The 13,136-nt window shown below is 59.5% G+C and carries 11 protein-coding genes; 8 read left to right on the top strand and 3 right to left on the bottom strand.

The window, feature by feature from the left end; translation table 11 throughout:
• The first annotated feature begins 21 nt into the window (after positions 1-21).
• Both purM and purN read left to right on the top strand, forming a co-directional pair.
• Entirely contained in the window at positions 22-1,062 is a 1,041-nt protein-coding gene (purM, locus tag K7H94_RS05240; RefSeq protein ID WP_021506588.1) for a phosphoribosylformylglycinamidine cyclo-ligase, read from the top strand.
• Positions 1,059-1,697, top strand: coding sequence for a phosphoribosylglycinamide formyltransferase (gene purN, locus K7H94_RS05235; protein ID WP_058758319.1), 639 nt, complete (start codon positions 1,059-1,061; stop codon positions 1,695-1,697). Before purM ends, purN begins: the two co-directional genes overlap by 4 nt.
• A gap of 135 nt (positions 1,698-1,832) precedes the next feature.
• Here the strand turns inward: purN and pstB are convergent, their stop codons facing one another.
• From pstB to K7H94_RS05220, 3 genes are read right to left on the bottom strand one after another with little or no spacing between them, the layout of a single operon-like run.
• Positions 1,833-2,600, bottom strand: a complete 768-nt coding sequence (pstB, locus tag K7H94_RS05230) for a phosphate ABC transporter ATP-binding protein PstB (protein ID WP_021506586.1) — start codon at positions 2,598-2,600, stop codon at positions 1,833-1,835.
• Positions 2,601-2,612: 12 nt separating this feature from the next.
• A complete protein-coding gene (gene pstA, locus K7H94_RS05225; protein ID WP_104094090.1) occupies positions 2,613-4,211 on the bottom strand; it encodes a phosphate ABC transporter permease PstA in 1,599 nt (532 codons plus the stop codon).
• Positions 4,208-6,301 carry an ABC transporter permease subunit gene (locus K7H94_RS05220; protein WP_222951749.1) on the bottom strand — a complete coding sequence of 698 codons (2,094 nt, stop codon included), beginning with the start codon at positions 6,299-6,301 and terminating at the stop codon, positions 4,208-4,210. Before K7H94_RS05220 ends, pstA begins: the two co-directional genes overlap by 4 nt.
• A gap of 183 nt (positions 6,302-6,484) precedes the next feature.
• Between K7H94_RS05220 and ppk1 the strand changes: the two genes are divergently transcribed.
• The 6 genes from ppk1 (at position 6,485) to K7H94_RS05190 (ending at position 13,096) form a co-directional block, all read left to right on the top strand.
• A complete protein-coding gene (gene ppk1 / locus K7H94_RS05215) occupies positions 6,485-8,545 on the top strand; it encodes a polyphosphate kinase 1 (protein WP_021506583.1) in 2,061 nt (686 codons plus the stop codon).
• Between the two features lie 5 nt (positions 8,546-8,550).
• Positions 8,551-10,074, top strand: a complete 1,524-nt coding sequence (gene ppx / locus K7H94_RS05210; RefSeq protein ID WP_021506582.1) for an exopolyphosphatase — start codon at positions 8,551-8,553, stop codon at positions 10,072-10,074.
• A 27-nt stretch (positions 10,075-10,101) separates the two neighbouring features.
• Complete coding sequence (tehB, locus tag K7H94_RS05205) at positions 10,102-10,701, top strand: tellurite resistance methyltransferase TehB (RefSeq protein ID WP_021506581.1); 600 nt, start codon at positions 10,102-10,104, stop codon at positions 10,699-10,701.
• A 421-nt stretch (positions 10,702-11,122) separates the two neighbouring features.
• Positions 11,123-11,308: a YfgG family protein gene (locus tag K7H94_RS05200; protein ID WP_022548292.1), complete on the top strand. Its 186-nt coding sequence runs from the start codon at positions 11,123-11,125 to the stop codon at positions 11,306-11,308.
• A 124-nt stretch (positions 11,309-11,432) separates the two neighbouring features.
• Positions 11,433-12,869: a magnesium transporter gene (gene mgtE / locus K7H94_RS05195; protein ID WP_021506579.1), complete on the top strand. Its 1,437-nt coding sequence runs from the start codon at positions 11,433-11,435 to the stop codon at positions 12,867-12,869.
• A 47-nt stretch (positions 12,870-12,916) separates the two neighbouring features.
• Positions 12,917-13,096 carry a hypothetical protein gene (locus tag K7H94_RS05190; protein ID WP_010617609.1) on the top strand — a complete coding sequence of 60 codons (180 nt, stop codon included), beginning with the start codon at positions 12,917-12,919 and terminating at the stop codon, positions 13,094-13,096.
• The last annotated feature ends 40 nt before the right edge of the window (positions 13,097-13,136 follow it).

Genomic DNA, 13,136 nt, shown 5'->3' with positions numbered 1-13,136 from the left:
CAATCGCGTGGGGATTCCGCAGTGACCGACAAAACCTCTCTCAGCTACAAAGACGCCGGTGTTGATATTGATGCTGGTAACGATCTGGTTGACCGTATTAAAGGCGTAGTAAAGAAAACCCGCCGCCCGGAAGTGATGGGTGGACTGGGTGGCTTTGGCGCGCTGTGTGCGCTGCCGCAGAAATACCGCGAGCCGGTGCTGGTCTCCGGAACTGATGGCGTCGGCACCAAGCTGCGTCTGGCGATGGATCTCAAACGCCACGACAGCATCGGCATCGATCTGGTCGCGATGTGCGTGAACGATCTGGTGGTACAGGGCGCTGAGCCGCTGTTCTTCCTCGACTATTACGCCACCGGCAAGCTGGATGTGGATACCGCCTCCGCGGTGATCACCGGTATCGCCGAAGGCTGTCTGCAGTCGGGCTGTGCGCTGGTCGGCGGTGAAACCGCTGAGATGCCGGGCATGTATCACGGCGAAGATTACGACGTGGCCGGTTTCTGCGTCGGCGTGGTGGAAAAGTCCGAGATCATCGACGGCAGCAAAGTGCAGGATGGCGACGTGCTGATCGCGCTGGGCTCCAGCGGTCCGCACTCTAACGGCTACTCGCTGGTGCGTAAAATTCTTGAAGTCAGTCAGACCGATCCCACCACTAAACAGCTGGAAGGCAAACCGCTGGCCGATCACCTGCTGGCACCGACCCGCATCTACGTGAAAAATATCCTCAGCCTGATTGAGCAGGTGGACGTGCACGCCATTGCCCACCTGACCGGCGGCGGCTTCTGGGAAAACATTCCGCGCGTACTGCCGGATAACACCCAGGCGGTGATTGACGAGAAAAGCTGGCAGTGGCCGGCGGTATTCAGCTGGCTGCAGCAGGCCGGTAACGTCAGCCGTCACGAGATGTACCGCACCTTTAACTGCGGCGTGGGCATGGTGATTGCGCTGAGCCCGGCCGACGCCGACAAAGCGGTACAGCTAATGACCGCGGCTGGCGAGCAGGCGTGGAAAATTGGCGTAATTAACGCGTCTGATGCCGAAGAGCGTGTGGTTATTAACCCATGAAGAAACTGGTTGTACTGATCTCCGGCAACGGCAGCAATCTTCAGTCCATCCTCGACGCCTGCGAGAGCGGGCGTATCAACGGCAGCGTGGCTGCCGTTTTCAGTAATAAAGCCTCGGCCTATGGTCTGACGCGTGCACAGCAGGCCAGCGTGCCTGCTCACGCGCTGTCCGCGCAGGATTTCACCGATCGCGACGCCTTTGACCGCCAGCTGATGCAGCAGATCGACGCTTATGCGCCGGATCTGGTGGTGCTGGCCGGTTATATGCGCATTCTGAGCCCGGCGTTTGTCGCGCACTATCACGATCGTCTGCTGAATATTCATCCATCGCTGCTGCCGAAATATCCCGGTTTGCATACGCATCGCCAGGCGCTGGCGAACGGGGACGCGGAACACGGTACGTCGGTGCATTTTGTGACTGACGAGCTGGACGGTGGACCGATCATTCTGCAGGCGCGCGTGCCGGTATTTGCTGACGATGACGAAGCTGAGATCAGCGCCCGCGTGCAGCATCAGGAGCACGCGATTTACCCGCTGGTGATCAGCTGGTTTGTCGAAGGTCGCTTGCAGATGCGCGCGGGCAAAGCGTGGTTGGATGGCGAACCGCTGCCGCCGGAAGGTTATGCGCACGATTGATTGACCTTTACGCCGTGCGCTTGCAGGAATTGCGCAATAAATTGCGCCGCTACGGGGCTGTGCCGGGTTTTATTACTGCATGATTTCTTTGCACATTTCGTAGCGGCGCGATTCTTCGCGCTAACCTAACAATACTTATCCAAACCGGCCGGTAATATAATCCTCTGTACGCCGCGCCTGCGGTGCGGTGAAAATCCGGTCGGTTTCATCAAACTCCACCAGCTGCCCGTTATGCATAAACGCGGTGTAATCGGATACGCGCGCTGCCTGCTGCATGTTGTGCGTCACCAGCACCAGCGTGAAATGCTGCTTCAGCGTGGTCATCAACTCTTCAATCACCAGCGTCGAAATCGGATCCAGCGCCGAGGTGGGTTCATCCAGCAGCAGCACTTCCGGCTCGATGGCGATGGCGCGCGCAATCACCAGACGCTGCTGCTGACCGCTCGACAGCGTCAGCGCATTCTGCCCCAGCTGATCTTTCACTTCGCCCCACAGCGCCGCCGCCCGCAGCGCGCGCTCGCAGGCCTCATTCAGCACGCGACGATCGCGCACGCCCTGCAAACGCAGACCGTAAACCACATTCTCATAGATCGACTTGGGGAACGGATTCGGGCGCTGGAACACCATGCCGATGCGCCGCCGCAGCGCCGGCAGATCCTGGTTCGCCTGCATCACCGCGTGGCTATCGAGCAGAATCTCACCTTCGATGCGGCAGCCATCAATGACGTCGTTCATGCGATTGAAGCAGCGCAGCAGCGTCGATTTACCGCAGCCGGAAGGCCCAATCAGCGCCGTGATGCGATGCTTTGGGATCTGCAAATCAATGTTATTCAGCGCCTGGCGTTCGCCGTACCACAGCGACAGTTGGTTAACGGTGAGCGCAATAGCGTAATCGGGCGTCATGTGTAAACCTTTTTAGTGCGTCATTAACCGGTAGCGCTCGCGCAGGCGATGGCGCAGCACCATCGCCAGCAGATTGAGCGACAGAATGATCGCCACCAGCAGCAGTGCCGTGGCATACACCAGCGGTCGGTCGGCGTCGATGTTCGGGCTCTGGAAAGCCAGATCGTAAATCTGAAAACCGAGATGCATAAATTTACGGTCAAGATGCAGGTAAGGAAACACCGCATCGACCGGCAGCTCAGGCACCATTTTGACCACGCCCACCAGCATCAGCGGTGCAGTTTCGCCGGCGGCGCGCGCCACCGCCAGAATCAGGCCGGTGAGCATTGCCGGTACCGCCAGCGGCAGCACCACGCGCCACAGGGTTTCTGCCTGAGTCGCGCCCAGCGCCAGCGAGCCCTGACGCAGATTGTCCGGAATACGCGACAGCCCCTCTTCAGTGGCGACGATCACCACCGGCAGCGTCAGCAGCGCCAGCGTCAGCGCCGCCCACAGCAGGCCAGGCGTGCCGAAGGTAGGATTGGGCAGCGAGCGGGAGAAGAACAGCTGATCGAGGGTGCCGCCAATCAGCCAGACAAAAAAGCCGAGGCCAAACACGCCATACACAATCGACGGCACGCCAGCCAGATTCACCACCGCAATGCGCACCAGCCGGGTGAGCGCGTTGCGCCCGGCGTATTCGTGCAGCCAGACGGCGGCCACCACGCCCAGCGGCATGACAATCACCGACATCAGCAGCACCATCAGCACAGTGCCGAAAATCGCCGGCAGCGCGCCATTTTCACTGCCACCCGAGGTGGGCGAGTCACTGACAAACTGCCAGATCTGACTGAGGAAATGCCCGGTTTTCTGCCCGAGGCTCAGGCTGTTTGGATACCAGGCGGCCACCACCTGCGCCAGCGGAATCAGATGATCGTCGCCCTGCACGTCGCGCAGCACCAGCGTATCGCGCTGGCTTTCATGCTGCAGATGCGCCAGCTGCTGCGCCAGCGCGCCGAAGCGTTTATGCAGCGCCGCGCTGTTGGCATCCAGTTCTGACTGATCCTGCAGGCTGAAGTGACCACCGCGCCGCTGCTCATCGGCCTGCTGTTGCAGACTCTCCAGCTGGGCGTTAAGGCGCGCCATTTCAATACGCCGGATGTTGCTCGCCTGGCGCAGCTGCTCATGCACCTGCTTCAGCCGCTGCTGCAGCAGTGCATCGCGGTCGCGCGCGGTCAGCACCTCGTTGTCTTCACGCAGCTCCACCAGCCAGCCGTAGGCATTGCCGCCACTGCGTCGCTGTAGCACCAGCACTTCTGCCGGGCGTCGGGTTTGCGCTTCGCCCTGACTGACGATGACGCGGAAATCCGGCGCGGCAAAATCGCGGTTGCCGGTTTTCACTACGTAGCGCCAGCGATCGCCCTGCTGCTGGCGATCCAGCGTTTCACCCAGCACCATCAGCGGTGCCCCCTGCGGTGGCTGGAACTGATACTGATCGACCGGCTGCGGCCAGAACGCCCTGACGCCCTGCCAGCCCAGCAGGCCGATTAATAAGGTAAATGCCAGCAGGCAGACGGCGACCGCACCGGCAGTCAGCCAGCGCCAGCGATCGTTTTGACGCAGCGCGCTCATGCCTGCCCCTCGTGCTGACTGTAGCGCTGGCGCAGCCGCTGACGAATCAGTTCCGCCACGGTGTTGATCGCCAGCGTGAATATCAGCAGCAGCAACGCACTGAGAAACAGGATGCGATAATGGGCGCTGCCCGCTGCGGCTTCCGGCATTTCAATGGCGATATTGGCCGACAGCGCGCGCAGCCCGGCAAACAGTCCGCCTTCGCTCACCGGCGTGTTACCGGTGGCCATCAGCACAATCATGGTTTCGCCTACTGCACGACCAAAGCCGATCATCAGCGCGGCAAAAATGCCTGCCGACGCGCCCGGCAGCACCACGCGCGTCAGGGTTTGCCACGGTGTCGCACCCAGCGCCAGCGAGCCCTGCCCCAGCGCCACCGGCACGCTAAACAGCGCATCTTCCGCCAGGGTGAAGATTAGCGGCACCAGCGCAAAGCCCATCGCCAGCGCCGCTACCAGCAAGTTACGCTGCTCATAGTGCGCCAGCTGTTCGCCCATCTGCGGCCACCACAGTGTCGGCAGCCACAGCGTCAGTAACGTCACCAGTAACAGCAGCGGCATCAGCAGCAGCACTTCAAAACCGGGCCGCCGCCAGCGCGCCGGCAAACGCGGACTGAGCACGCCGCAGACCAGCAGCGTGGCGGCCAGCACCAGCGGCAGCAGCATCACGCCGGGCAGCGCGCGGCTGATGTGCGGCGCCAGCCACACGCCAGCGATCAGGCCAATTACCACGCTCGGCAGCGCGCCCATCATTTCAATGCCCGGCTTGACCCAGCGGCGCAGGCCCGGCGACATAAACCATGCGGTATACATTGCCGCCGCCAGCGCCAGCGGCGTGGCAAACAGCAGCGCCAGCGACGCCGCTTTCAGCGTGCCGATCACCAGCGGCATCAGGCTGAATTTGGCCTGATAGCTGTCGCCAGCGGCGGTGGACTGCCATACCCAGTCCGGCTGCGGATAGTTTTCATACCAGATTTTCTGCCACAGATTGCGCCAGCTGAAATCGGGCCACGGATTATCCAGCGCGAACTGCTGCCACTGTCCGGCACGTTCGACGATCAGGCTATCGCCGCGCGGAGACAACGCCAGTGCGCTGATGCCCGCGGCCAGCTGGCGCGTGACAATCGGGCCCGCCTGCTTGCTGGCGAACAGGCGCACCACGCCCTGCGCGTCAAAGCTGGCAAAAACGCGCCGCTGCGCCTCAGGCACGATGCCGAGCACACCCGCGCTGTGCGTGAAGGTGTGAATCTGCTGCAGCCGTGGCCCGTGGTCGCCGGTAATGGCAAACCACTGCTGAATGCCACGCGCATCCTGAATCAGTAAGCTGCGCCCGCCCGCCAGCAGTTGCAGGCTGCGCGGTTGCTGAGTCAGCGTCTGGGTTTCCCGCAGCTGCGCGCCCTGCGGCGTAATCTGCCACACCCGCAACAGCCGTCCGGCACTGGTGTACAGCAGCGTGCCGTCCGGCGACAACCGCATCAGGTCGGCCTGCTCACCGGGCAATACAATCTGGTCGACGCGTTTCTGGCCGGCAAAGGTCAGCAGGCTGATACCGGCCGGCGTCTGTGCGGCGATGCGCCACTGGTGATCGCCCGGCACCGCCAGCGCCATCTGGCTGACCGCGCCCTGCGGCAGATGCAGCGGCCGATCGCCCAGCGGGAAATACCATTCACCGTGCTGGCCGTGGATGAGCGGTTGCATCAGCAACAGATCGCCCTGCATATTGAGCAATACGCTGCCGCCGTCGCTGCTGGTCACCGCCGCCTGCGGCTGACCGTTCAGCGCCAGCGCGTCGCCCGCTGGCTGACCGTCGAGCGGAATAAAGCGCGCTTCGTTGCGGCTGATGCGCCAGCCGAGCTGGCCTTCGCTGCCCAGCGCCAGCGCCGGGGCTTTGTCCCACAGCTGCTGACTGAGCGTCGGCTGCATGCCCGGCGCGCTGAACAGCGGCATCACCACCCAGATTAGCCAGAAGAACAGCAGCAGCATCAGCAGTAAAATTCCCACACCGCAGGCCGTGACGATGCGGCGCACGAACTGATCGATGGCGCGTCGACGACGGTCACTAAAGTGGACAGGAATACGATTTATGCTCATGCAGGCCAGAGTTACCCTTGAAGTTATGCCGCTATGTTGCCCGTAGCTGATTGATAAGACAACTGTTGAGGTTGGACAAGGCTGCCATACTCTCGCCATAATGGTGGAGGACACTGAGCGGAACCGCAATTTTGCGTTTATTCCGCCGGACATTCCGTCCAGCAACAGCATCACGGAGTCAGAATGGGTCAGGAAAAGCTGTATATAGAAAAAGAACTAAGCTGGTTAACCTTTAACGAACGCGTGCTGCAGGAAGCCGCTGATAAAAGCAACCCGCTCATTGAGCGCATGCGTTTTCTCGGCATCTATTCCAACAACCTGGAAGAGTTTTATAAAGTGCGCTTTGCCGATCTCAAGCGCCGCATTCTGATTGGCGAAGAACAGGGGACGCCCACCACCCTGCGCCATTTGCTGAAAAAGATTCAGCTGCGGGTACAGAAATCGGATCAGGAGTTCGATGCGCTGTATAACGACCTGCTGCTGGAGATGGCGCGCAACCAGATTTTCCTGATCAACGAGCGGCAGCTGTCACCCAATCAGCAGGAGTGGCTGCGCTACTACTTCAAGCATCAGCTGCGCCAGCACGTCACGCCAATTCTGATCAACCACGACACCGACCTGATTGAGTTCCTGAAAGACGACTACACCTATCTGGCGGTGGAGATTATCCGCGGCGAAGAAATCCGTTACGCCCTGCTGGAGATCCCGTCCGATAAAGTGCCGCGCTTTGTGAATCTGCCGGCAGAATCGCCGCGCCGTCGCAAGCCAATGATTCTGCTGGATAACATTCTGCGCTACTGCCTTGATGAGATTTTCAAAGGCTTCTTTGATTACGACGCGCTGAACGCCTACTCAATGAAAATGACGCGCGACGCCGAGTACGACCTGGTCACGGAGATGGAATCCAGCCTGCTGGAACTGATGTCCTCCAGCCTGAAACAGCGCCTGACCGCTGAGCCGGTGCGCTTTGTCTATCAGCGCGATATGCCCGATGCGATGGTGGAAATGCTGCGCCATAAGCTGTCGATCTCCAGCTACGACTCGATTGTGCCGGGCGGCCGTTATCATAACTTCAAAGATTTTATCGGCTTCCCGAACGTGGGCAAAGCCAATCTGGAAAATCGTCCGCTGCCGCAGATTCGTCATATCGGTTTTGATGGCTTCCGCAACGGCTTTGATGCCATTCGCAACCGCGATGTGCTGCTTTACTATCCGTACCACACCTTTGAGCACGTGCTGGAGCTGCTGCGTCAGGCGTCGTTCGACCCGAACGTACTGGCCATCAAGATCAACATTTACCGCGTGGCCAAGAATTCGCGCATTATGGATGCGATGATCCACGCCGCCTACAACGGTAAAAAGGTCACGGTGGTGGTCGAGCTGCAGGCGCGCTTCGATGAAGAAGCCAACATTCGCTGGGCGAAGCGGCTGACCGAAGCGGGCGTGCACGTGATCTTCTCGGCGCCCGGCCTGAAAATTCACGCCAAGCTGTTCCTGATCTCCCGCCGCGAGGGCGAAGAAGTGGTGCGTTACGCCCACATCGGTACCGGCAACTTCAACGAAAAAACCGCGCGTATTTACACCGACTATTCGCTGCTGACCGCCGATGCGCGCATTACCAATGAAGTCCGGCGCGTATTTAACTTTATCGAAAACCCGTATCGCCCGGTAACGTTCGAACACCTGATGGTGTCGCCGCAAAACTCGCGCGCCATGCTGTATCAGCTGATTGATAACGAGATTGCCAACGCGCAGCAGGGCAATCCTTCCGGCATTACGCTGAAAATCAACAACCTGGTCGACAATGGTCTGGTGGATCGGCTGTATGCCGCCTCATCGGCCGGCGTGAAGATTAACCTGCTGGTGCGCGGCATGTGCTCGCTGATCCCCGATTTGCCGGGCATCAGTGAAAATATTCGCATCACCAGTATCGTTGACCGCTACCTTGAGCACGACCGCGTCTATATTTTTGAAAGCGGCGGCGATAAAAAAGTATTCCTGTCGTCGGCGGACTGGATGACGCGCAACATCGATTATCGTATCGAAGTGGCGGTGTCGGTGCTCGATCCGCGCCTGAAACAGCGCATACTGGATATCATTGCCATTCTGTTAAGTGATACGGTAAAAGCCCGCATCGTAGACAAAGAATTGAGTAACCGTTATGTTCCGCGCGGCAATCGCAAGAAGGTGCGCTCGCAGCTGGCGATTTACGATTACATCAAGAAACTGGAACAACCCGAATAACGCCTATGCCAATCTCCCATAAAAGTACGCCGAAACCGCAGGAATTCGCCGCCATCGATCTCGGCTCGAACAGCTTCCACATGGTGATTGCCCGCGTGGTGGATGGCGCCATGCAGGTGCTGGGACGCCTGAAACAGCGCGTGCACCTCGCCGACGGGCTGGATGCGCAAAATCGCCTGAGCGAAGAGGCGATGGAGCGCGGGCTGAGCTGCCTGGCGCTGTTTGCCGAGCGCCTGCAGGGGTTCAGCGCCGCCAACGTCACCATCGTCGGTACGCACACGCTGCGCATCGCATCCAACGCGGAAGAGTTTCTGCAGCGCGCCGCGGAGGTCATCCCGTATCCGATTGAGGTGATTTCCGGCAATGAAGAGGCGCGCCTGATCTTTATGGGCGTTGAGCACACGCAGCCGGAGAAAGGCCGCAAGCTGGTGATTGATATCGGCGGCGGTTCAACCGAGCTGGTGATCGGCGAAGATTTTGAGCCGCAGCTGGTGGAGAGTCGCCGCATGGGCTGCGTCAGCTTCGCCAACCTCTACTTCCCGAAAGGCGAGATTAGTCAGGAGAATTTCCGCCGCGCCAGGCTGGCCGCCGCGCAAAAGCTGGAAACGCTGGCGTGGCAGTACCGTCTGCAAGGCTGGCAGTATGCGCTGGGCGCGTCCGGCAGTATCAAAGCGGCCTGTGAAGTGCTGCTGGCGATGGGTGAGAAAGAGAAGCGCGTGACGCCGGAAAACCTCGACATGCTGGTGAGCGAAGTGCTGAAGCACAAATCCTTTGCTGCCCTGAGCCTGCCCGGGCTGTCGGACGAGCGCAAGGCAGTGTTTGTACCGGGGCTGGCGATTCTGTGTGGCGTGTTTGACGCGCTGGCCATTCGCGAGCTGCGCCTGTCGGATGGCGCGCTGCGTGAAGGCGTGCTGTATGAGATGGAGGGCCGCTTCCGTCATCAGGATATCCGCAGCCGTACCGCGCAGAGCCTGGCAAATCATTACGCCATCGACAGCGACCAGGCACGCCGCGTGCTGGAAACCACCGAACAACTGTACAGCCAGTGGCTGGAGCAGAACCCGAAGCTGGCCAACCCCCAGCTGACGGCGCTGATGAAGTGGGCAGCGCTGCTGCATGAAGTCGGGCTGACCATCAACCACAGCGGTATGCAGCGTCATTCGGCCTACATCCTGCAAAACTCCAATATGCCGGGCTTTAATCAGGATCAACAGATGCTGCTGGCCACGCTGGTACGCTTCCACCGTAAAGCGGTGAAGCAGGATGAGATGCCGCGTTTCACCTTATTTAAAAAGAAACAGTTCCTGCCGATGATCTTCCTGCTGCGGCTCGGCACCCTGCTGAACAATCAGCGTCAGGCCACCACGCGCCCCGACACGCTGAAGCTGAGCACCGACGATGGTCACTGGACGCTGACCTTCCCGGCCGGTTTCCTCAGCCAGAACACGCTGGTTCAGCTGGATCTGGAGCGGGAGCAGGCTTACTGGAATGACGTCACCGGCTGGAAACTGATGCTGGAAGAGGAGTAAAGCGGGCTTCAGGCCCGCAATCGCACTATGACAACACGCCCCGATAACTATTTTGCGGAGAAATACGGTCTGACGCCGCCCCACTCCGAAGTGCTGGCCGCGCTGCCAAAACTGGCAGTGGGTAACGCGCTGGACCTCGGTTGTGGCCAGGGCCGCAACAGCCTGCTGCTTAATCAGCACGGTTTTACGGTGACCGCCTGGGACAACAATCCGCAGAGTCTGGAGCGCCTTAACAGCATCATCGCGGAAGAGCAGCTACAGCAGATACATACCGAACAGTGCGACCTGAATCAGGTGCGTTTCAACGGTGATTATCAGTTTGTGTTTTCCACCGTGGTGATGATGTTCCTGCAGCCGGCGACCATTCCGCAGCTGATCGCCGATATGCAGGCCAGCACGCGCAAGTACGGTTACAACCTGATTGTGGCGGCGATGAGCACCGACGATTATCCCAACACGCAAAACTTCCCGTTTACCTTTAAATCGGGCGAGCTGAGCCATTATTACCGTAACTGGCACATCGTGAAGTACAACGAAGAGGTCGGTGAACTGCATCGCCGCGATGAACACGGTCAGCGCATTAAGTATCGCTTCGCTACCCTGCTGGCGCAGAAAGCCAGCTACTGATGTCTGGCAACAAGATGGTCCGGTCGCCATCAATGGCGACCCTACAACGGATTAGTGCGGTTGGTGAAAGTATGCGGCTTTCGGTCGCCATCAATGGCGTGATGCCGTTCGGTGACGAAAACGCAAGCCGCACCCTATCGTAGCGGCGCGATTCATCGCGCAATAAATTGCGCCGCGACGAAAAGCGCCTCGTTTTTGAACCAATTCAAAGGCTAACTGGCATGAGTCACATCATGCGGCTTTCGGTCGTCATCAATGACGCCCCTGCAGAGTCGATGACGCACGCTTCGCCCGCCGGCTGATATCGATCAAGGCAATCTTAACCTTTTCTGCTCATTTTTCACGCAGCGGTTGACCTCCCGGTCGGGTTGTGACTAAATGTTGCCACCGCCCAGCCGGGCTTTGACAGGAACCACCCCGCGTGAATAGCGCCATCTCTGCACGAAGACGTCCCAAAACCGGTACCATGACCCGCATTGTTTTGCTGATCAGTTTCTTTATTTTGGTTGGCCGTCTGATTTTCATTATTCCCGGTGCCATCGAGCATCATCAGCAAAAGAAAGCCGCACCTGAACCGGTCACACTGAGCACCAGCGAGACGCGCTAAGGAATTTGCGGGTCATCGTCGCTCTGCCATCACATTGTCCGCCGCGGCAATGCTGCTTGTTACGCCCACTTTACCCGCAACGCGCTACACTTTGACCTGACTTTACAGACACAAAGGACGCGTTATGTCTGCTTCGCACGCACAACAACTATCAGAAACCCGCCAGCGAATTCTGCACCTTCTGCTCAGCGAGCACGATTTAGTCGATGTGCTGCTGGATAAATCCGTCGACCTCAATGCCGCCGAACTGCGCAAAATCACCGGCTGGCGTCAGCAGCTGGAGCATGAACTGCCGCAGCTGCACGCCGCCGACCTCGCGGACATTCTCGAAGCGCTGCCGGAAGAGGAGCGTCTGGCGCTGTGGCGGCTGGTGCCTTACGAGCAGCGCGGTCGCGTGCTGGTGGAGGCCTCCGAAACCGTATGGGCCAGCCTGACGGAAGAGATGACCGACCGCGAAATCCTGCGCGCCATCGAGCCGCTGGATATTGACGATCAGGTCTATCTGGCGCGTTATCTGCCGCGCGATCTCACCGGCCGCCTGCTCACCACGCTCGATCCCAGCCTGCGCGCCCGGCTGCTGGACGTGATTGAGCTGGATCGCGATCGCGTCGGCCAGGTGATGGACTTCAATATCCTGACCGTGCGCTCAGACGTGACGCTGGCGACGGTGCAACGCTTTCTGCGCAAGCGCAAAAGCATGCCGGACGGCACCGATAAAATCTTCATCACCGACGAACACAATCAGCTGCTGGGTGAACTGGCGCTGACCGATATCCTGCTCAACAAGCCTAAAACGCTGGTGGCTGAGGTGATGAACGCGCGCCCCACCACTTTCCAGCTGGATGACAAAGCGGAAGAGGCCGCCAGCGCCTTTGAACGCTATAACCTGATCTCTGCTGCGGTAACCGATGCTAAAGGCAAGCTGATTGGCCGTATCACCGTGGAAGATGTCATTGACCTGGTGAACGAAGAGAACGAAAGCAACATCCGTAAGATGGGCGGCATCAGCCAGGGTGAAGACGTGTTTGCACCGGTGCGCAAAGCGGTAAGAAAGCGCTGGACCTGGCTGGCCGTCAACCTGTGTACGGCGTTTATCGCCTCGCGCGTCATTGGTCTGTTTGAGGACACCATTTCGCAGCTGGTGGCGCTGGCCACGCTGATGCCGATTGTCGCCGGCATTGGCGGTAACACCGGCAATCAGACCATCACCATGATCGTGCGCGCGCTGGCGCTGCATCAGGTTGAACCCGGCAACTTTTCGTTTCTGATTGCGCGCGAACTCGGCGTGGCGCTGCTTAACGGCCTGTTCTGGGGCGGCATCATGGGCGGCGTGACCTGGCTGATGTACGACAACCTGCAACTGGGCGGCGTGATGATGCTGGCGATGGTGCTGAATCTGCTGCTGGCGGCGCTGATGGGCGTGCTGATTCCGCTGATTATGACCAAACTCAAACGCGACCCGGCGGTCGGCTCCAGCGTGCTGATCACCGCCATCACCGATACCGGCGGCTTCTTTATCTTCCTCGGTCTGGCCACGCTGTTTCTGCTGCACGGCCACTAAAGCGCAGCTACAATCAGCGTTGATCCCTAATCAGCTGGAGAGCAGTGATGTTTAACGTGGATGATTTTGTGCAGGCGAAAACTGGTGGGCCAAAAATGCAGGTGCTGCGCGTTGCGGGCGATACGCTGTGGTGCGCCCGCGTTGACGATCCGATCAAAAAAGAGATCGAGGTGAAGGCCGACAGCGTCAATCTCTATCATGAAGACGGGGATTTCGGCGTCTGTTAACGGCTGCGAGCCCGCGCCGCCCGCGAACCGATACTGTCGC

This window comes from Pantoea dispersa, assembly GCF_019890955.1.
GTDB lineage: Bacteria > Pseudomonadota > Gammaproteobacteria > Enterobacterales > Enterobacteriaceae > Pantoea > Pantoea dispersa.
Note: the sequence above shows the minus strand (reverse complement) of the source record. Positions and strands in the feature narration are given on the sequence as shown.